At 45.0% G+C, this 19,644-nt stretch carries 20 protein-coding genes; 6 read left to right on the top strand and 14 right to left on the bottom strand.

The genetic code is table 11. The features are described 5' to 3' along the window. From ACTD55_RS12385 to ACTD55_RS12375, 3 genes are all read left to right on the top strand, one after another. On the top strand, window positions 1–399 hold the full coding sequence (locus tag ACTD55_RS12385) for an acyl-CoA thioesterase (protein WP_438864647.1): 399 nt from the start codon (window positions 1–3) through the stop codon (window positions 397–399). Between the two features lie 111 nt (window positions 400–510). Next, entirely contained in the window at window positions 511–1,173 is a 663-nt protein-coding gene (locus ACTD55_RS12380; protein ID WP_438864646.1) for a methylamine utilization protein, read from the top strand. Then, complete coding sequence (locus tag ACTD55_RS12375; RefSeq protein ID WP_438864645.1) at window positions 1,154–2,422, top strand: hypothetical protein; 1,269 nt, start codon at window positions 1,154–1,156, stop codon at window positions 2,420–2,422. Before ACTD55_RS12380 ends, ACTD55_RS12375 begins: the two co-directional genes overlap by 20 nt. A 9-nt stretch (window positions 2,423–2,431) precedes the next feature. On the opposite strand, the gene ACTD55_RS12370 is transcribed toward ACTD55_RS12375, so the two are convergent. The 4 genes from ACTD55_RS12370 to ppa form a co-directional block, all read right to left on the bottom strand. Continuing rightward, complete coding sequence (locus tag ACTD55_RS12370) at window positions 2,432–4,051, bottom strand: methyl-accepting chemotaxis protein (protein ID WP_438864644.1); 1,620 nt, start codon at window positions 4,049–4,051, stop codon at window positions 2,432–2,434. A 224-nt stretch (window positions 4,052–4,275) separates the two neighbouring features. After that, window positions 4,276–4,737 (bottom strand): DUF3299 domain-containing protein, encoded by a 462-nt coding sequence (locus ACTD55_RS12365; RefSeq protein WP_438864643.1) that lies wholly within the window; start codon window positions 4,735–4,737, stop codon window positions 4,276–4,278. Then, window positions 4,734–5,969 (bottom strand): MFS transporter, encoded by a 1,236-nt coding sequence (locus ACTD55_RS12360; RefSeq protein ID WP_438864642.1) that lies wholly within the window; start codon window positions 5,967–5,969, stop codon window positions 4,734–4,736. Before ACTD55_RS12360 ends, ACTD55_RS12365 begins: the two co-directional genes overlap by 4 nt. 135 nt (window positions 5,970–6,104) lie before the next feature. After that, window positions 6,105–6,653 carry an inorganic diphosphatase gene (ppa, locus tag ACTD55_RS12355; protein WP_438864641.1) on the bottom strand — a complete coding sequence of 183 codons (549 nt, stop codon included), beginning with the start codon at window positions 6,651–6,653 and terminating at the stop codon, window positions 6,105–6,107. Window positions 6,654–6,923: 270 nt separating this feature from the next. Here ppa and ACTD55_RS12350 point away from each other — a divergent pair, with 270 nt between their 5' ends. Beyond that, window positions 6,924–8,918 (top strand): sodium-translocating pyrophosphatase, encoded by a 1,995-nt coding sequence (locus ACTD55_RS12350; RefSeq protein WP_438864640.1) that lies wholly within the window; start codon window positions 6,924–6,926, stop codon window positions 8,916–8,918. A gap of 70 nt (window positions 8,919–8,988) precedes the next feature. Then, a complete protein-coding gene (locus ACTD55_RS12345; RefSeq protein ID WP_438864639.1) occupies window positions 8,989–9,981 on the top strand; it encodes a glutaminase in 993 nt (330 codons plus the stop codon). 50 nt (window positions 9,982–10,031) lie between these two features. Here ACTD55_RS12345 and trhA read toward each other — a convergent pair whose 3' ends face one another. Then, window positions 10,032–10,700, bottom strand: a complete 669-nt coding sequence (gene trhA / locus ACTD55_RS12340) for a PAQR family membrane homeostasis protein TrhA (protein WP_438864638.1) — start codon at window positions 10,698–10,700, stop codon at window positions 10,032–10,034. A 106-nt stretch (window positions 10,701–10,806) separates the two neighbouring features. After that, complete coding sequence (locus ACTD55_RS12335; RefSeq protein ID WP_438864637.1) at window positions 10,807–11,775, bottom strand: class 1 fructose-bisphosphatase; 969 nt, start codon at window positions 11,773–11,775, stop codon at window positions 10,807–10,809. A 327-nt stretch (window positions 11,776–12,102) separates the two neighbouring features. Here ACTD55_RS12335 and ACTD55_RS12330 point away from each other — a divergent pair, with 327 nt between their 5' ends. After that, window positions 12,103–12,732 carry a flavin prenyltransferase UbiX gene (locus ACTD55_RS12330; RefSeq protein WP_438864636.1) on the top strand — a complete coding sequence of 210 codons (630 nt, stop codon included), beginning with the start codon at window positions 12,103–12,105 and terminating at the stop codon, window positions 12,730–12,732. A 13-nt stretch (window positions 12,733–12,745) separates the two neighbouring features. Here ACTD55_RS12330 and ACTD55_RS12325 read toward each other — a convergent pair whose 3' ends face one another. From ACTD55_RS12325 to ACTD55_RS12290, 8 genes are all read right to left on the bottom strand, one after another. Further along, window positions 12,746–13,117: a VOC family protein gene (locus ACTD55_RS12325; RefSeq protein ID WP_438864635.1), complete on the bottom strand. Its 372-nt coding sequence runs from the start codon at window positions 13,115–13,117 to the stop codon at window positions 12,746–12,748. A gap of 41 nt (window positions 13,118–13,158) precedes the next feature. Then, window positions 13,159–13,911, bottom strand: coding sequence for a gluconate 2-dehydrogenase subunit 3 family protein (locus ACTD55_RS12320; RefSeq protein ID WP_438864634.1), 753 nt, complete (start codon window positions 13,909–13,911; stop codon window positions 13,159–13,161). Window position 13,912: 1 nt separating this feature from the next. Next, window positions 13,913–15,592: a GMC family oxidoreductase gene (locus ACTD55_RS12315; protein ID WP_438864633.1), complete on the bottom strand. Its 1,680-nt coding sequence runs from the start codon at window positions 15,590–15,592 to the stop codon at window positions 13,913–13,915. After that, complete coding sequence (locus ACTD55_RS12310; RefSeq protein WP_438864632.1) at window positions 15,592–16,293, bottom strand: 3-keto-disaccharide hydrolase; 702 nt, start codon at window positions 16,291–16,293, stop codon at window positions 15,592–15,594. Before ACTD55_RS12310 ends, ACTD55_RS12315 begins: the two co-directional genes overlap by 1 nt. A gap of 113 nt (window positions 16,294–16,406) precedes the next feature. Then, window positions 16,407–17,072 (bottom strand): CotH kinase family protein, encoded by a 666-nt coding sequence (locus tag ACTD55_RS12305; RefSeq protein WP_438864695.1) that lies wholly within the window; start codon window positions 17,070–17,072, stop codon window positions 16,407–16,409. 16 nt (window positions 17,073–17,088) lie between these two features. Beyond that, window positions 17,089–17,847 (bottom strand): CotH kinase family protein, encoded by a 759-nt coding sequence (locus ACTD55_RS12300; RefSeq protein ID WP_438864631.1) that lies wholly within the window; start codon window positions 17,845–17,847, stop codon window positions 17,089–17,091. 54 nt (window positions 17,848–17,901) lie between these two features. After that, window positions 17,902–19,026: a DUF6136 family protein gene (locus ACTD55_RS12295; RefSeq protein ID WP_438864630.1), complete on the bottom strand. Its 1,125-nt coding sequence runs from the start codon at window positions 19,024–19,026 to the stop codon at window positions 17,902–17,904. Then, window positions 19,027–19,620: an ATP-binding cassette domain-containing protein gene (locus ACTD55_RS12290; RefSeq protein ID WP_438864694.1), complete on the bottom strand. Its 594-nt coding sequence runs from the start codon at window positions 19,618–19,620 to the stop codon at window positions 19,027–19,029. Window positions 19,621–19,644: the final 24 nt, after the last annotated feature.

Below are 19,644 nucleotides of genomic sequence, written 5' to 3'. Positions count from 1 at the left end.
ATGTTATCGGAACACTTTAACGTCCGTTTTTACGAAACCGATGCCCTGCAGCATGTGAGTAATACGGTGCTGGTGGGCTGGTTTGAAGCTGCTCGTGAACCACTGTTTAAAATTTTTAATCCACAATTGAGCTTAACTAACTGGCCATTGATTTTGGCCAGTTATAAAGTGGATTTTATCGCACAAATTTTTTATGGCAGTGAGGTTGAAGTCAAGACCGGTATCAGCCGTTTGGGTAACAGTTCTTTCGAGGTTTACCAGCAAGTTTGGCAAAACGACAAACTGTGTGCCGAAGGCCATACAACGATGGTTCATTTTGATTATCAGACTCAAAAATCGGCCGCGATTCCGGCCACAATAAGACAACAATTACAGGCACTTATCACGACTAACTCCTAGACTAGGGTCGATGCCGAAAGCAGTAAAACATTTGCATTATCAACCGTTTTTGCATTAGTTTGGGGGTATCTTGTTGTTAAACATTACCATTGATTTGGATTGACGTTCGATATGCGAAAGACAGGATTTGTCCAACTATTACTCATTTTGATGATTTACGTTGTTGCTGATGCTGCCGCCGCTCAACTAGACGTTTTAGTACAAAACCCTGATGGCAAACCCTTAGCCAATATTGTGGTATATCTGGAGCCTACAGATAAAAGTGCAATGCCGGTGAAAGCCGCTCCCAAAGATCATAGCGCAATCATGGATCAAATCGACAAACAGTTTAAACCTCACATACTTGTCGTACAGAAATCCGCTTGGGTAAATTTCCCCAATTCCGATTCCATCAAGCATCATGTTTATTCTTTTTCAGATGCAAAAACCTTCGAGTTAAAGCTGTATAACGGGGGTAGCGCCTCGCCCATTCAATTTGATAAAAGCGGTGAAGTCGCGCTGGGCTGCAATATTCATGACTGGATGTTGGGTTATATTTACGTGGTTGATACCCCTTGGTTTGGCAAAACCAATAAGCTGGGTAAAATTAGCCTGAATGTACCGGTTGGGGAATATCAGTTGAAATTCTGGAGTCCACTGCTTGAAGTCGTAGATCAAGGCTTCTCCGAGCGAATTCAGGTACAACAAGATAGTACTAAAACATTGATGCTTAAGGACCATTTACTTCCTGCTCTGGTTGAATATGAAGATGCCGATGAACTCACTGCGTATTAAACCAATGCGAATAAAATTATTGGCAACGTTTGTCATTGTTTGGGGATATAGCATCCTCTCCACTAGTCAGGCTCAATCCATACAAATAAATGGATTAATTGAAGCTGGCTATGTTGATGCTCAATACGATAACTCCTGGTTAAAAAGCTGGATGGAAGGCGGTGTAGGCGTATTGCGTTTTAATCAGGATGACCAGTTTGTTCTTTCTCAGGCAGTGCTTGATATTAAAGGCGATGCCGTAGGGAATATTAGTTACCACATGGTCGCTAATTATTATCCCGATGGAGATAGTCACCTCGGTTTAAGTGAAGCTTTTTTAACTTATGCCCCGCTAAGTCGAGGATTAAAACACCAGCTAAAAGTAGGGATGTTTTATCCGGCCATGTCGTTAGAGAATGTCGATATTGGCTGGAATAGCCCTTACACATATAGTTTTTCTGCGATCAATGCCTGGGTTGCCGAAGAAATACGCACGCTCGGTGCCGAGTGGTCAGTGACACGATCAGGGCGAAAACACCATAGTCCACACAGTTTTACTGCCGTGGCATCGGTATTTAAAGCGAATGATCCGGCTGGTACTTTACTAGCTTGGCGTGGATGGGCACTGCATAACCGGCAAACCATGCTCAACGAAAAAGTTTACTTCGCGGACTATTTTCAGTTTGGCATGTTTGACAAACCCTTTCCCGATTACCTCACCGTCAGCGAAGAAACCGATGGTCGCTGGGGATATTATCTGGGGCTCAATTGGCGTTATCTGCAAAGCACCGACCTGCGGGTTTATTATTATGATAACAACGCCGACCCATTAGCCATTGAAACCAATTGGCAATATGCCTGGGAAAACCGTTTTACCTCTGTTGCACTACAACACAAATTCACCGATCAGCTGCGCATACTGGCACAATGGATGGATGGTAAAACCGGTATGGGTACACAGGATAAAGGCGTCTATGCCAATTTTTCATCATGGTATCTATTAGCCAGTTATGAATGGCAGCAACAGCGGTTTTCGATTCGTTACGATAACTTCGACGTAACAGAAACCGATAACAATCCAGCCGATCCCAATAATAGCAATGGCGACAGTATCACTATTGCATGGCGATATACTGTGGACAACCATTGGAATATTGGAGCCGAATGGCTCAGCGTGACGAGCAACAATCAAAACCGTACATTATGGCGAAACTGGCAGGCTGAGAACAAGCAACGCCAGCTTATGTTGCTGGCGCAGTATCGATTTTAACTGTTCAATTTAGACTTTAAACTGGCGGGCAATGGCTTCAAGATTCGTCGCCAATTCGGCCAATTCCGCACCGGCTTCAGCTAACTTGCCTGAACTATTCGACGTTTCTTCAGTGCGCTGATTAATTTCATCAACATGGTTAACAATAGTATTAGAAACCGACTGCTGTTCTTCGGTTGAACGGGCAATCTGATCATTCATTTGACTGATACGGCTGATAGTATCGGTGATTACCGACAAACTACTGCCAGCTTTATTCGCGGTTTGCACACTTTGTTCTGCACGTTCAATCCCTTTATCCATCGCTGATACTGCATGTCTGGCGGCCGATTGTAGCTGTTCGATCGTTGTCTGGATTTCTTCGGTGGACTTCTGTGTGCGGGATGCCAATGTACGTACTTCATCAGCAACAACCGCAAAACCACGACCTTGTTCTCCGGCACGAGCCGCTTCGATCGCCGCATTCAAAGCCAATAAATTAGTTTGTTCGGCAATGCCTTTAATGACATCTAATACCACCCCAACCTGATTGGAATCGGATTCGAGTTTCTGAATGACGTCGCCAGTTTCTTTAACATTATTAGCTAGGTCTTGAATACTGCGTACTGTGCTATCCACGACATTCTGACCATCTTTGGCAGCACCGGACGCATCATTAGCCGCACTGGACGCTTCTGCGGCACTTTCTGCCACCGCCGAAACTGAGTGGCTCATATCATCTACCGCTCGTTTTGCGCTATCAGCAGAATGACGCTGTACGTCAATAATCTGATTGGTTTCCTCAGTTAAGTGGTTTAGATCCTGCGCTAATTTAGACAGTGGCAACGTAGTATTAACGATATCGCGCACCACCCCTTGCAGTTTTTCCATAAACTGATTAAACCATTTCACCAATTCGCCAATTTCATCTTCAGAATTGGTTTGGATCCGCACGGTCAAGTCACCGTCTTCCTGGGCAATATCCCGCAATGAATCAACTACTTTAACAATACTTCCCCGAATACCTTTAACAATCGGAATAGCGGTAGCAAACAGTAATAGCGTGGTTACCACGCCCATAATAATGCCTAAATAAATAATTGAACTGGCAGCATCGTTAGAGTCTTGAATAGCATTTTCGAAAGCCGCTAGACGGGCAGCGGTAAAGTGCTTTAAGTTAGCCGTAGTCTGCTCAAAACCATTGTTCATTTTGGCTGAAAGTTCACCAATTTTAGAAAAATCGGCGGTGTTATTAACCATGGATTCAGACACGCCAAATGCAACTTGAAAATATTCTTCAAAATTGTTCAGAATTTTATCTGCTTCTGCGCTGAGCTTGGGATTAATCGATTTGAGTTGATTCAGATTGTCACGAGTCGATTCGGCATAAGTTTTGGCGTTAGCTAATGCTTCTTCATCACCGGTAGTAACTGCGCTACTCAGTGTATCCCGGACTTTTTCCATCAAAACCAAGGCACTATTACTGGTTTGAAGCGCGGGGAATTCAACGGTTTTGGCATCTTCCAGTAATGCCACATTATTCAATGACGTATTGGTTGATATAACAAGGTAGACAATAAAGCTGACGGTACCAATGATAGGGATCAGAAATATTTTCTGAGCAATAGACATACGCAACATAAAATTCATACGGACTTCAATCCTTATGCAAAATAAAGGGGGTTATCTTCCTATCGCCTATTTAGGCTATTGCCCATCCGCACACAGACAGGCAATAAAAGATTTACTAACCCTTTATATCGACAGAAAATCGTTAATATTTAACATCTTGCTTATTCAAATCAATCTTAGTCAAGATTAACAAATAAACAAAACATCAATCGATTCAATCACTCTGTCCCTGGATACAACCACTATCCTTCATAAGGTAAAACCTGATTACCCGCCAGGCTGTAACCTACCGTTGCAATATCTCCTGACCACTCTTGGGTAGACAGCGTACCGACTATCCAGACCGGATCATATAAATTCTCAATTTTTATGCCTTGGCTAAAAGTAACATGCACTATTTGATTGGCAGGCGGGGGAGGAACATGGATACAAGCGCCAAAATAGGGTACTAGCAGAAATTCGGTCAGATTCTCTTCATCCCCTTCCAGCGGCACCACAAAGCCCGGAATTTTTACCTCTAAACCATTATATTCTGCCACAACTGGTGCGTGTTGAGATTGCTGCGCAGTGCCGCCTTTGGCGTTATGATCGACTTGCTGTTCAGGTAACACATAGTCTTTAGGGATCAAATCTTCCCAGAACAGTTCTTTTGTCTCGGCCATCGCCAGCATGGGAATTAAACACAATAAAAATAGTTTTTTCATTTTGTGATCTGCGCTTGTGTAGGTTGAACTTCAAGACTGGGTGTATTCGCCCACCCCAGTAAATTACATTTGACCTCTGCACCGGGCATCGGCAGGTTAGGGATATTCAATGCCAGCAACAAAGAGCATAAGGTGAATCCAGTACCAATCATAAAAACCAGTGCGGGGGAACTTAACCACACAATACCTAATAACGCTGGAATAATCACTGCCGCAATGTGATTAATGGTAAAACTCACCCCGGAAGTAGATGCAATATCGCGCGGGTCGGCAATTTTTTGTAAATAGGTTTTCATCGCAATGGCCATGGCAAAGAATAAATGATCAACCACAAACAGAGCACCGGCCACAGTGGCGTTTTCGACCAAGGCATAACCGCTAAACAGTAAGGCTAAGCCAGTATATTCAATGATAAGAGCCCTGCGTTCACCAATGCGGCTAATCCACTTACCGATTGTGGGAGCAAATAGCAGATTAAACACATAGTTGATCATAAACAATAAACTGATATCACCAACCGAATAAGCAAATTTTTCGACCATCATAAACGCGGCAAAAACCACAAAAATTTGCCGACGGGCACCACTGAAAAATGTCAGACAATAATACAACCAGTAGCGTTTGCGCATTAGCAATTGCTTATGTTGAGTAGAAGGCTGCTTAAATTGAGGAAAAGCCAGCCACAATAACAGGCAAATTAGCAACCCTGCTCCCCCGGCGAGCATATAAACCGCATTATAACTCACCCCTAAGCCTTCCATTAAAATCCAGATAAGCCCGTATGCAAGTAATGATGCAAACCCTTTCACCGCAAGTTGTTTGCCCATAAAGTGGGCGCTGTCTTCTTTTTTCAGCCACTGTAAAGTAAGGGACTGATTGACAGTCTCAAAATAGTGAAAACCAACCGACATTAAAACCGTGGTGCAATACAATCCAATCTCAAACGGAAACCAACCGGTCAACGCCACTCCAACCGACATCAACGCCAGTGAAACCAGGGCAAACAATTGTTCTTTTATGACTAATAAAACAAATATGGCGGTAAAAGCTAAAAAGCCGGGAATTTCCCGCAAACTTTGTAAAATACCAATTTCAGCACCGCTAAACTGGGCCTTTTCAATGACAAAATTATTTAATAACGCATTCCAGACAGAAAACGTTAAAGGCATGACAAAAGCCATCGCCAGCAGCAAATATTGAGGGTTATTTCGAAAAGAACGAAGGGTTGACATAGATATTGAGAGCACCTGTATTTATCTCAAACTGATACAACCTGAATATACCCGGTTTGAGCATCAATCTATTGTTACATCACGACAAACAAAAAAGCCAGCCTACAGGCTGGCCTTTTGAATTACTCAGATAAATTAAAAAGCGGGCTTTTGTTCTTCAGTTTCGTAACGCTCAACACTGGAAACAATTTCAGCTTTAGCTGCTGCCGCATTATCCCATCCATCAATTTTAACCCATTTATTAGGCTCTAAATCTTTATAGTGGGCAAAGAAATGCTCAATCTGATTTTTAAGTAACTCTGGAACATGATCAATTTCGGTCACACCGCGATAAATAGTGGATAATTTATCTGCCGGAACCGCCAAGATTTTCGCATCGGTGCCAGACTCGTCGGTCATATTCAGCACACCAACTGGGCGACAACGAATAACCGAACCAGCCAACAACGGGAAAGGGGTCATGACTAATACATCGACCGGATCACCGTCTTCAGACAGCGTATGCGGAACATAACCGTAGTTAGTTGGATAATGCATACAAGTGGCCATAAAACGATCAACAAAAATCGCACCGGATTCTTTATCGACTTCGTATTTGACCGGATCAGCGTGGGCTGGAATTTCGATAATTACATTAACTTCTTCAGGCAGGTTTTTACCCGCCGGTACTTTATTAAGACTCATCTGTCGTCTACCTGCAATGGTGAAATTTTTGAGCGCGAATTATATAGACTTAGGCGCACTGATTCAAAGGCATTGGTGAATATTTCCGCGCTTTGGCCAATATTTGTGATTGTCACCGACAAAAGCCACCGTTATAGTTAATCCGTATTAAAAAAATACTAACAATAACAAAGCGTGTTCTTGCCGGGTCAGGTTTATTGTTAACTAAAAACTTGTCATGTTGTTCTGCAAGAAGTTGTCGCTCTTTGTGTCACACTTTTAGGGGACACTATGAACGAAATGTTATTACTACCGCCAGCTCTTGGCCTTGCCGGTTTGCTCTGCGCACTGGTTATCTACTTTCTTATTACCAAACACAACGTCACTAATGCAGCTATCGCCAAGATTGCCGATGCCATTCATTTAGGTGCAATGGTATTTATGCATCGTGAATACAAAATGTTGCTGATTTTTTCTGTGATCCTGTGCGCTATTTTATATTTTGCGCTGGGGCAAAATACCGCCATCGCCTTTGCGGTAGGCGCAATCTGTTCTGCGCTCGCAGGTTATATCGGCATGTTTACCGCCACTAAAGCTAATGTCCGTACCACTCAAGCAGCCCATGATTCAGGTTCAGCACAAGCCTTATCCATCGCGTTTATGGGCGGCTCAGTAATGGGTCTGTGCGTAGCAGCCATGGGCTTGTTAGGCTTGGGAATATTGTATTGGTTTTTCGGTGGGGACCCCCACACAGCTCATGTTATACACGGATTTGGTATGGGCGCGTCTTCTGTGGCGCTGTTTTCTCGGGTAGGTGGAGGTATTTTCACCAAAAGTGCCGATGTCGGTGCCGATTTAGTCGGAAAAATCGAAGCCGGTATTCCTGAAGATGATCCCCGTAATCCCGGCGTTATAGCCGATAATGTCGGTGATAATGTCGGTGATGTTGCCGGCATGGGATCGGATATTTTTGAATCCTATTGCGGCTCAATGATCGCCACCATCGCCATCGCTTCAACCATGGCTCTAGACATGATGGGGGCTCGTGAAGATCTGATGTTTTTGCCTTTGGCGCTCGCATCGGCCGGCCTGATTTGTTCGGTATTGGGGATTATTTTGGTCAATCTGCTGTCATCCAGTAAACCGGAAGTGGCATTACGCGCAGGTACCATGTCTGCCGCCGTGTTATTTATCATCGCTGCCCATTTTGTGATTAGTTATCTGCAGATTTCCAGCCACGTTTGGTGGGCAGTAATATCCGGGGCAGTCGGCGGGATTATTATTGGTTTAGTGACCGAATATTATACCGCATCCACCCCGGTTAGACGCATTGCCAAATCCGGTGAAACCGGCCCCGCCACGGTGATGATCACCGGCTTGTCCGTGGGGATGCAATCGGTGGTGATTCCGGTATTAACTATTTGTGCCATTATCTATGCCTCTACCGAACTGGCCGGATTATACGGTGTTGGTATTGCCGCTGTGGGCATGCTGGCTACTGTGGGTATTACCATGGCTATTGATGCCTATGGCCCCGTCGCCGATAACGCCGGTGGCATTGCAGAAATGGGGGGATTGGGTGAAGAAACCCGCAAAATTACCGACTCTCTGGATGAACTGGGTAATACTACCGCAGCCATAGGTAAAGGCTTTGCGATCGGTGCTGCTGCGTTGGCTGCACTGGCAATTATTGCCGCATTTATCAAAACCATGACTTTTCACTACCCCGAGTTCACCCTTAATCTGGGTAACCCTAAAGTGCTAATCGGCCTGTTTATTGGCGGGGCAATTCCATTCTTAATCGCTTCGATTACCATGACAGCTGTAGGGGATGCGGCCTTTGAAATGATTCAGGAAATACGTCGCCAATTCAGAGAAATCAAAGGTTTAATGGAAGGTACTGCCGAGCCGGATACAGGCCGTTGTGTGGATATCGCCACTCAGGCCGCACTGAAAAAAATGATCCTGCCCGGGGTGATTGCCGTAGCAGCGCCACCGGTGGTGGGCTTTGGCTTGGGTGCCTATGCCTTAGGTGGTATGTTAGGCGGTGCTTTATTAGGTTGCGTCTTAATGGCGCTGATGATGGCCAACGCAGGTGGTGCGTGGGATAACGCCAAAAAACACGTTGAAAAAGGTAACTTTGGGGGCAAAGGATCCTCTGTTCATGCCGCTACGGTTGTGGGTGATACCGTGGGTGACCCGTTCAAAGACACCTCTGGACCCGCCATGAACATCCTAATCAATGTAATGGCTATTGTCAGTCTGGTGATTGCACCACTGTTATAACGGAATATTGGCAGGTCGCAAAAGCCGCTCTGTTATGAGCGGTTTTTTGCTGCTAGGCTGAAGTTATGCAATGTCGGTTAATCTACAAGGCAACACTATTAGTATCACTGATCAAAATACTCATCATTTAGCCAATCAGATGCTGGACACACAAGCATTACCGATGATTCTGCAACAAATTCACCAGGATGTGATTGAGGAATACGGTAAAGGTAATGTCGCCGATTATATTCCTGCTTTGGCAAAGGTGAATCCACATCAATTCGGCATGGCAATACGCACCGTGGACGAACAGGAATTTTCCATTGGGGCTGCCGATACGGCCTTTTCGATTCAGAGTATTTCCAAGCTGTTTACCTTAATGCTGGCACTGGATATTGTCGGTGATGATTTGTGGAAAAGAGTCGGACGTGAGCCCTCCGGGATGCGTTTTAATTCATTGGTATTGCTCGATTCAGAAGGAGGTATTCCGCGTAATCCATTTATTAACGCAGGCGCAATGGTTGTCACCGATATTATTGCAGCCAGAAGCGCTGCACCGGCTCGACGTATTGAGGAGTTTATTGCGTCGTTATCGGGTAATGATGCTAACCGAATTGATCAGCTTGTCGCAGCAGGCGAGCAAGCAACCGGATACCGTAATATTGCTATTGCCAACCTACTCAAAGGCATGGGTAATCTGGAAGCCGAAGTAGAGCAAACTCTGGATTGTTATTTTAAGCAATGCGCAATGACCATGAGTTGTCGTGACTTGGCCAGAGCCATCGAATGTTTAGCCAATCGTGGTCGCTCACATTTTAAATCCAGCTTTCATGGAGAAAAAATGGATAAGCGCATTAATTCACTGATGCTCACCTGTGGGTTATACGATGCGGTCGGAAATTTCGCTTATAATGTCGGACTACCGGCTAAAAGTGGTGTAGGTGGCGGGATTGTAGCGATATGCCCAGGTCAGTATAGCGTGGCAGTCTGGGCGCCAGAACTGGATCATTACGGCAACTCAGTTTTAGGTCAACTAGCTCTAGAAAAACTGACCTTCTACACCCACACCTCGATCTTTTAGATCCAGTGCGTTTATCATCATGACGCAACAGTCCATGTTTCACTGCCTGTTTAGTTATGCTGTTGTGGAAGGTAGGCTATGTTGTACATCGCAAACCAATGGCATAAAGCCGCGGCAATAATAGTCAAATGGAACAATTCGTGAGGCCCCAGTACTCCGTCAATAATCATTGGCCAGCGAGCGTAATCCAGCAGTGCTCCTAAGGTATAAAATAGTGCCCCGCCCACGATGAGTCTGGCAACCCGTTGGTTTATCGCCCATACCTGAGTTACTGTGAATATTCCCATCCATCCCATCGCCAGAAAGAATGACAGCAACAAACCTTCAGACATTTGATCAAAAAAGATTGCCGTCAGTGTCAGACCGGTGATCGCTAATAACCAGATAATACACAACGGTAACCAGCGAGAGCGTCCACGCAATAGAATGATGTGAAATGGGGTGAACGAGCCGGCAATCATGGTAAAAATGGCGGTATAATCCAGTATGCGCAAAACATAATTGGCTTGGCTGCCTTTTTCTAGTAGATGATATACGCCGCTCAATGCAAACATGGCAACCGCAAAAAAACTGAATATTGCTAAACTAACCTGTCGGGCAACATTGCCCCGTCCGCGGTATAAGATAAAAACAGCCAGAATCAGAAAAACACCCGCTGCCAACAGATGCGAAATAGCATTAACCGGTTCACTAAAGCCTGGAACGGGAATTATCGACATAGTCACTCCTGTTTTATCTGGTGTATAGAATGCCCTAAACGAAGCACATAATAAAAAGCCGGTAATTGAATATCACCGGCTTTTTAATTAACAGGCCAAGTTATGGCTAGTTGTAATATTTCAGACAGGCTTCTACTTCCTCTTTGGAGCCTAAAATCACCGGCACACGTTGATGGATCTCTTTAGGCATGACTTCCATAATACGTCCTTCACCGGTATCGGCAAGGCCACCGGCCTGTTCCATCAAAAATGCCATTGGATTAGCTTCATATTGCAAACGTAACTTACCGGGAATTGCCGGATTACGTTTATCAAAAGGATAGGCAAAAATACCACCCCGAGATAATACCCGATGAATATCACCCACCATCGCCGCTACCCAACGCATATTATAATCTTTGCCGCGGGGGCCTTCGCTACCGGCAATCAAATCAGCCACATAATTTTGCATGGGTTCTTCCCAGTGCCGCTGATTGGAACTATTGATTGAAAATTCACTGGTCTCGGCCGGTACCTGTACATTAGCCTTAGTGACCAGAAATCCACCATGAGTTTTATCCAGTGTATATAGGTGAGTACCGCGTCCGGTTGTCATCGCCAGCATCGTCGATGGACCATATAACACATATCCCGCCGCAACCTGCTGTGTACCGGGTTGTAAAAATGCTGAAGGATCCGTCGTATCCATCCACTGTGGGGCATGCATTATCGAAAAAATAGTGCCGATCAGGCTATTAATATCGGTATTAGAGGAACCATCAAGCGGATCGAAACTAACCAGATATTTTCCATCTGGTGCGCAACCAATCACATTATCTTCTTCTTCAGAAGAAATCGCCTTGACGTAACCCGATTCACTTAAAATATCACGCAGAATATGGTTAGCAATCACATCCAGCTTTTTCTGACGCTCACCCTGTACGTTATCACTCAAAGTTGAACCAAGTACCCCCGCCAATGCGCCTTGACTGACCCGGAAAGAAATTTCCTTGCAAGCTGCCAGTAAAGTACGAATCAATAGGATCAGTTCAAGAGGACAGCCGTCTTCTTGTAGTTGTGCATTAAGTCTTTTCATTGTTGCTATTAGCCTTAGTGTTATTGGTGTAGGGGTAAAATAGGTTTGTCACTGTTATTCGTAACTTAAACCATGGTGCTGCTTGATTATTATTATTTGACCTGAACGTCGAATATGTCGCTAAATTATGGTGTGATTTAATTTTAACGGCACTTCTTATCCGCTGTTCCGGTCATTTATACAGTCCACTGAATTGTACTGCTTTTATATCGATAACTCATTAATCAGCTTAGTAAAATTCACTTTGATTCTGTAAACTTGGTTATATCTAAATCAACAGGGTTGTGCCCGTGCTACACTCCCACACACTTCACAATGGGATTGAATATGACTCAAAAAAAACGCAAACAAATTACCCTGGCGATCACTGGCGCATCGGGTGCACCCTACGCGCTACGCTTATTGGAATGCTTACTCAAGGCAGATTATCAGGTTTTTCTATTAATATCCTCGGCAGCGCGTGTTGTATTCATAACTGAACAAAATTTTAAAATTCCGGCTAATCCAGACGCTGCAAGCCAGTTTTTTGCCGAGCATTTTAAGGTAACAACGGAACAAGTGCGTGTATTTGGCAAAGATGAATGGTTCTCACCCGTCGCGTCCGGCTCTGCCGCACCCAAACAGATGGTAGTGTGTCCCTGTTCAACCGGCACGTTGTCAGCGATTGCCACTGGTGCCAGTGATAATTTAATAGAACGCGCAGCTGATGTAGTCATCAAGGAGCGAGGTCAATTAATTCTAGTCCCCCGAGAAATGCCGCTATCCACCATCCATCTGGAAAATATGCTAAAACTGTCCCAAATCGGGGCCACCATCATGCCAGCCGCCCCGGGCTTTTATCACAACCCGCAATCAATAGATGATTTAGTCGATTTTGTGGTGGCACGAATTCTCGATCATTTAGGACTGGATCAGAATCTAATGGAACGTTGGGGGTACGGAAAGAGCGAGTCCTAAGTCCCCCAACGGGTTAAACATGTTGGTCAAATAAAATCGCGTTACCATCTGGATCAATCACCGAAAAATTGGCCGGACCGGATTCACCGCTAACCCCATTTTGCACAATATCAATTCCCTGATTAATCAGATGTTGCTGTACTTGCCGAATGTCGGTAAAGGTTTGCAGATTTTGTGCTCCCTGATCCCAACCGGGATTAAAGGTCAGAATATTGTTTTCGAACATTCCCTGAAACAAACCGATATTGGTATCACCATTTTTCATGATTAAAAAATTATGCGCCTGCTCACCGGCGTACACTTCAAACCCGAGTTTTTGATAAAACAGTTTCGATTTTTCAAGATCTTTGACTGCCAGACTCATCGAAAAACACCCCAGTTGCATATTGCTCTCCTTCGACACTATTGCGGTTAAGCAATGTAAGATTAAATGTCAGCCTGATAAGCATATGCACTTAATCCTAAATCAGCCAATACCTTTTCCAAATGCTGGTAAGCTTCTTCTGTGGGGCCCGGATAATCACCGGTAATCGGTACGTTGCCCATATAACCGATATCTTTGGTGCCTTCCGGCGTACAGAAAAATGCGGCTAACGCCAAACGGCGAAAACGTCCAAAAGCCGATGCAATACGTTTAAATTGTTCTGGGGTTTGTTCGTTGTCGTAAGCGATATCATCCATAATACTCAGGCGTTGCGAGTCCGTTAATGCCACAAAATGTTGCTTAAATCTGAGTTGAGACTCATCTTCAATCCAGGCCAAGGCAGAAAGAATGGTCACTCTGTCATTTTGCTGTCTGGCATAGGGCGCACTCACCCATTCATTAATCACATCCGGTACGTTGACTTCGGATGCTGATGGGACGTCTCCATCACGAGGGATTAAAATATCCGACAGCAATGCTGTCAACGTCAGTTGTTCAGCAGTTAAGGTCAATGGCCAGGGAGATTCGGGGGGTACGATCATATTCGGATCTTTACCGTAGCCCTTAACATTAACTGGTGCTAAATCGAGTTCCGGCCAATGTCCAGCAGTGATCTTGCTCGTTGTCTCGTCCACATCTGCACATCCTCCCAACAGCGGTAGCATCGCACCCGCCGCCAGTATGCCCATGCATTTCAACGACTGGCGACGAGTCATTCCCGATTGGTATTGTTTTGATTGCGGATTTACGGTCATATCAAAGCACTCCCTTATCGAGTTGTTGCCCTAACCAACTAGCGTTACGCATCGCCAAGGTCATAATAGTTAAAGTACAGTTTTTATGCGGATTGGAGGCAAATACCCCACCATCCATTATAAACAGGTTCGGGCAATCCCATGTTTGTCCCCATTGGTTGGTCACCGAATCCTGTGGAGAAGCCCCCATACGGGTGGTGCCGACTTCGTGAATTATTTGTCCACCTTTCAAAATCGCCTGCTCTGCTGGTGGTAAATCACCGACTTCAGCGCCCATCGTGGTCAATAGTTGTTTGGCGGTTTGTAGTCCATGCTCAATTTGTTTGAGTTCATGCTCAGACCATTGCCAGTGAAAACGTGCTACCGGAATTCCCCATTTATCGGTAACATTTTCATCAATATCCATATAACAATGCTCATTTGGCAACATCTCACCACGCAGCGAAAACCACACAAATGCACCGTAGTTATCCTTCACTTGTTGTTTTAATGGCAAACCATATCCCTGCACATCACCTTCAATACCTGCGCCAGGTTCACGGAAACGGCTACCGATTTCAAAATGGTAACCACGGGGAAATGCCAGCTCTCCCTTCTCTTGAGCATGATGTCCCCACCAGGGAATAAACAAGTGATTCGCGGTATGACCATCTTCATTATAAATAGGTCGCCCGCGCAACGCCGGGATCAAGGCACCAAGATCAGTACCGGTTGAATCCATCAGATTCTTGCCTACCTGCCCACTGGAATTGGCTAAACCGTTGGGGAAGTGGGCACTTTTCGAGTTGAGTAATAATCGCGCGGTTTCACAGGCACTGGCGGCTAATACCACGGCTTTAGCGGTCAGTTTTTTCTCGCTAGCGCTGGCTTTGTCGATATAGGTAACACCGGTCACATTACCCGATTCATCAATGTCTACCGATTTAACCATTGCACCGGTAATAACCTGTAAATTGCCTGTGGCTTTTGCCATGGGAATAAGTGAAGTGGTAGTTTGAAACGCCGCCCCAATCGAGCAGCCATGACCACAGGGGGTGGCATAAAAACAGGCAGCACGTTGATCTTTAGGACGAGTCAAAACGGCACGATGCATCGGTGCCACCGGAATCCCCAGCTTTTTGGCCGCGGCAGCAATCAGCAATTCGGTAATCCGTGGTTTAGGGGGTGGTTGCAGGATACCGTCACTGGAAGGCGGCATATCATCCAAGCCTGTATTGGTGCCACAGACACCGACCAGCTCTTCGGTTTTATCATACCAGGGGGCAATATCAGCATATTCAAACGGCCAGTCTGCGCCTAACCCATCGCGACTTTTGCCTTTAAAATCATGTTCACTAAATCGTAACGAGTAACGCCCCCAATGATTGGTACGCCCACCTAGCATGCGCGCCCGCCACCACATAAATTCCGAATCGGGCGCAGTCGTATAAGGCTCATTCGGTACCTGCCAACCCCCATCGACAGTGGCGTCATAAAAGCCAAAATTTTTGTCTTCATTACCCGCCCCCATTAACGGTGCCTCGCCGTTACGTTTAAACATCGGGGTTTCGGTTTTAGGATCGTAATCTCGCCCGGCTTCAAGCATCAGCACTTTGTGTCCGGCTTGAGTCAGTTGATAGGCTGCCATTGCACCGCCGGCACCAGAGCCGACCACCAATACCTCGTGATTGAAGCCACTCATTAGGGCAACTCTTTAATTTTAATATTTTTAAACCAAACCGGATTGCCATGATCCTGCAAGCCAATATGGCCATTGTCAGTTTGAGCAAAGCCTTGCCAGTCAGCAAATTTACTCTTCGCTACCAGTTCATTCCAACGTGGACTATCGATTTTGACCTCGGCGGTTTTTATGCCGTTTTGCCAAATCTGCAACAGCGAATGATCAAGTCGGATAGTGATCTGATTCCATTCACCGGCGGGCTTGTGTGATTCAACCGGTGAGGCAATCATGTCATACAGGGAACCGGATAAATGAGTAGCCAGTTTATTATCTTCGTGTCGTTGATTGTCTAAAATCTGAATTTCCGGCGCATGAGAAAAAATATACTTGCCGCTTTCATCCGCTCTTACAAAAATTCCGCTGTTACCTGCCTGTGAGATTTTCCAGTCCAGTTTTAATTCAAAATTCTGGTAAGTGGCTTTGGTAAGAATATCACCGCCTCCCTCGCCACTTAGCTTGATGGCGTTATCGTCGATGACCCATTTGTCACTTAAATCTGACCGTTGAAAATTTCGCCACTGCCCCAGATCATTGCCATCAAATAGCAATTTCCAGCCGTCTGCCTGCTCCTGTGCGGTTAATTGATTATCCTGACTGACGGAAGCAAAACTCACCATCATCATTAACATTCCCAACGTGAATGCATGGCGTACTGATTTCATGATTTATCCCCTGTTTTTATTATGAATTATCTTTACCCTATTAATCACAAACCATAAAGGTAATCTCAACTCTAAATGATATTGTTAACCTTAATTCTGGTTTAACTCAAGTACTAAAGATTGGCGATTTCACTATCCAGCCAATGCATGCGGCCGAGCAACCAGTCGTGTAAATAATTCACTTCATCATCATAGGTTTGTCCCACATAATTGTTTGGCCAAACATAATCACCCAGAATATCCCAACGGGCAAAATTGCGCTCAATAGCACCTGTTGATTGCAGATAAGTAGTCATATCCGCAATTCGCTGTTCGATATCAGCGTCAGACAAACTGGCAGCACGAAGTTGTGTCCAGCGCGTTTTAACCTGTTCAACAAAGCGCTCATCGTCCAAAAGACGGAACCACCAGAATGGCACCGGAAATACACCACCATCGCAACGCTGTTCAGAGCGATAAACCCACACATTATTTTCCCAGCCCTGACAATAATCAGCGTTACCAAAGGCCAGGTTGTAATCCCATAAAGGGCCCATGGATAACTTGGCATTCTTGTCTTTGTACAAGAACGTACTCAGGCGATAACCGTCCACGTTGCCGGAAATTTCGGTAGCAATAAAATAGTCAACGAAGCTGTCTACGTTGATAAAATGGCGATAACCCAATTCATCATCTTCAAAGTTGTCACCATTTAACGCGGCTTCAAAATCCTGAATATAGGCTTGAATATACGCTTTTTGCGGGTCGGTAATATCTTCCGGTTTGGGATAGTGATAAATAAAATGGTGTTTATTGTTATTTACCCCCCGAGCCTATCTGGGAAATAAAACTCATATCATCGGTATATAAATCATAGGCGGAGGGATTATCCGCATGTTCGCCATCGGTTTTATCCAACTTGAGAATATAGCCGCCGGTTACATCTTCACCATCGTTTTCATCGTCCTTAAGTTTATTGATATCGACTCTGGCCGCATCCCGTTTAATTTTCTCCAGTAGAACGTACACACCGTTATACTGTTGATTGATATACAGTTCGACAAACTTGTAACGGGATGAATAGCGACCAAAAGCCTGAGCCATATCAAACATGAGCGCATTGCGGATTAGCGTCTTGTCACCATAGGGACCATTTAAAACCCAATCTTCTTCTTCCGGTAGACCTAAAATAGACGCATTCAAATCATTATTGTCACTGTCACGCAGTTCGATGCCATAACTTTTCTTATCGTAATAATATTGTGAGCTGGAACCTCGATATTCGACGCCAATCTGGCCGTCATAATCAACAATAGGTAATTCCCCGATTTGGTAATCAGTGATCTTCATACTGGCAATGATTTTAGGTTCGTTCTGAATTTCGCCTTGCAGATCGAAAAAATCAATGCGTGGTAGTGTTTGTTCGGTGACAGGGGTTGGTTCTGAGGGTTCTTGTTCAGCTGGAGTTGATGGAGATCCAGAGGTATCAGGTGCTTGTTGTGATGAACCACCGCAACCGAATAAAATTAACAGTAACCCAGCTAATAATACTTGCCTGAAATATTGTTTATTCATGATTATTCCTTCAATACTCACTATCGTTATGTCCTTCCACGTAGTTATGTTGCATTAAGGGCAAATAAAAAACACCAGTAACGCGCTTATCAGCGGGAATAGCAAAAACCACTTGGGACGGATTAGTATGCCAGCCAAACTGCTGATGTAAAAGACGCACCATAATGCCCATTGTCCAGTGCCAAACAAGGATAAATAAGCCAGTAATAGTAGGGCCGGAATGGCTTTACTCATCACATAGACAAGACTATAAACCTGCTGTTTATGTTTAGACTGTGGCAAGCTGGTTAAATATAACTGGTAACGTTGCCGCAAAGCCTGCACATCAAACAGACTGCTGGCAATCAAGATAGCACTCAAAAAACTCAGCAAGTTAGCAATATAGGGACGGACAGGCTCGTTGACCCCGTCAACGCAAATACCGGCCAGAATGACCAGTAATAACAACGCCACCCAGCGCAATCCTTCGTTTCTGGGATTATCCACATCGGCCTGTACCAACAATAGGTAAAATCCGCGTGGCCAGTTTGCTAATGGTAGCGGCACCGCAGGCAGTTGACGTTCAAGCACGATAGCCACCAACCAGATAACCAGCCATTGCCCTTTGACTAATTCATCTGCCCAGGGAACGACGATTAAAGGCAATAATAACAAGCTTAGCCACGGACGTTGCCCCTGAACCGCACTGACACTGTAATAACCGCTAAGAAAGAGTAATCCGCTAATCGGAATCAACGGGTGTAGTAATGCTCTTATCGGTGCACCGGCAAAATGATTAAGCTGATGAATAAACATCACCACCACCAGTATTAGTGGTCCCAAAACAAATACATTGGCTCCATACAATATGATTCCCAGCTCACACCAACTACGCTTGGCAGCACTGATGGGCAAACTATTGATATACAGCTGATATTGTCTGGCTTGTATCCCGTCCCGTTGCAGCGCTACCCAACTGTATAGCAATAACAGATAGCCCCACAGGGTATTCAGATAGAGGGAATTATCACTGGCAGAATCTGCCAAAACCCCTAACGCTAACAACGGAATCAACAATAATGCCGGTAACGCTAAAGGAAACAACGCCACCAATCCCAGGCTAATTTGGCGCAGGCTATCCAGCCACTGTTGTAATGATTGGTGATAAATACGGATACGGAATTGCCAGTAGCCGATCACTTAAGCGCCTAATTGTCGCTGCAATTGAATATGGCGAACCTGCTGGTCGTCGGCTGCCAGCGCTTCATGACTGGCAATGATCACTTGTCCGGGGTACTCGCTAATCAATAAATTCAAACTCAGGCGAGCCTGTTCATCCAGCCCATTGGTAGGCTCATCGAGCAACAATAACTCGGGCTGGTGCATAATGGCGGTCATCAGACTAAGTTTTTTCACATTACCCAAGGATAAATCCGCCACTTTGGTGGTTAAGTATTGGTTAAGACCAAATTGTTCAAGCCATTTATCCGCGGGATCACAGCTAAATTGTTGGCGGTGGAATGTCAGTATTTCGGTCACCGTCATAAAGGCCGGTAATACTACTTTGCTGGCACTAATGCCGATTTTCGGCTTGGTTGTGGCAAGCAGTACGTCCTGATCCTGAAAGGTCACGTTACCGCTTTGCGGTTTGATTAATCCTGCGGCCATCAGTAACAAGGTCGTTTTGCCACTGCCATTGGCGCCACTAATCAATACACGGGGTTCATCAATTGATAATGAGAAATCATCAAACAGGCAACGCTGCTGGTAATACTGGGAAATGTGCTTGAACACTAACAACGGAAGCGATCCCTGACA

This window comes from Neptunicella sp. (genome assembly GCF_048268085.1).
In the GTDB taxonomy this organism is placed as follows: Bacteria; Pseudomonadota; Gammaproteobacteria; order Enterobacterales; family Alteromonadaceae; genus Neptunicella.
The sequence above is the reverse complement of the archived record's forward strand: the minus strand, read 5'-3'. Positions and strand labels throughout refer to the sequence as shown.

What these genes read in the sequence shown, in the direction of transcription:
- ACTD55_RS12385 (WP_438864647.1), top strand. Translation starts at nt 1, where the DNA reads ATGTTATCGGAACACTTTAACGTCCGTTTTTACGAAACCGATGCCCTG.
- ACTD55_RS12380 (WP_438864646.1), top strand. Translation starts at nt 511, where the DNA reads ATGCGAAAGACAGGATTTGTCCAACTATTACTCATTTTGATGATTTAC.
- ACTD55_RS12375 (WP_438864645.1), top strand. Translation starts at nt 1,154, where the DNA reads ATGAACTCACTGCGTATTAAACCAATGCGAATAAAATTATTGGCAACG.
- ACTD55_RS12370 (WP_438864644.1), bottom strand. Translation starts at nt 4,051, where the DNA reads ATGAATTTTATGTTGCGTATGTCTATTGCTCAGAAAATATTTCTGATC.
- ACTD55_RS12365 (WP_438864643.1), bottom strand. Translation starts at nt 4,737, where the DNA reads ATGAAAAAACTATTTTTATTGTGTTTAATTCCCATGCTGGCGATGGCC.
- ACTD55_RS12360 (WP_438864642.1), bottom strand. Translation starts at nt 5,969, where the DNA reads ATGTCAACCCTTCGTTCTTTTCGAAATAACCCTCAATATTTGCTGCTG.
- ppa (WP_438864641.1), bottom strand. Translation starts at nt 6,653, where the DNA reads ATGAGTCTTAATAAAGTACCGGCGGGTAAAAACCTGCCTGAAGAAGTT.
- ACTD55_RS12350 (WP_438864640.1), top strand. Translation starts at nt 6,924, where the DNA reads ATGAACGAAATGTTATTACTACCGCCAGCTCTTGGCCTTGCCGGTTTG.
- ACTD55_RS12345 (WP_438864639.1), top strand. Translation starts at nt 8,989, where the DNA reads ATGTCGGTTAATCTACAAGGCAACACTATTAGTATCACTGATCAAAAT.
- trhA (WP_438864638.1), bottom strand. Translation starts at nt 10,700, where the DNA reads ATGTCGATAATTCCCGTTCCAGGCTTTAGTGAACCGGTTAATGCTATT.
- ACTD55_RS12335 (WP_438864637.1), bottom strand. Translation starts at nt 11,775, where the DNA reads ATGAAAAGACTTAATGCACAACTACAAGAAGACGGCTGTCCTCTTGAA.
- ACTD55_RS12330 (WP_438864636.1), top strand. Translation starts at nt 12,103, where the DNA reads ATGACTCAAAAAAAACGCAAACAAATTACCCTGGCGATCACTGGCGCA.
- ACTD55_RS12325 (WP_438864635.1), bottom strand. Translation starts at nt 13,117, where the DNA reads ATGCAACTGGGGTGTTTTTCGATGAGTCTGGCAGTCAAAGATCTTGAA.
- ACTD55_RS12320 (WP_438864634.1), bottom strand. Translation starts at nt 13,911, where the DNA reads ATGACCGTAAATCCGCAATCAAAACAATACCAATCGGGAATGACTCGT.
- ACTD55_RS12315 (WP_438864633.1), bottom strand. Translation starts at nt 15,592, where the DNA reads ATGAGTGGCTTCAATCACGAGGTATTGGTGGTCGGCTCTGGTGCCGGC.
- ACTD55_RS12310 (WP_438864632.1), bottom strand. Translation starts at nt 16,293, where the DNA reads ATGAAATCAGTACGCCATGCATTCACGTTGGGAATGTTAATGATGATG.
- ACTD55_RS12300 (WP_438864631.1), bottom strand. Translation starts at nt 17,847, where the DNA reads ATGAATAAACAATATTTCAGGCAAGTATTATTAGCTGGGTTACTGTTA.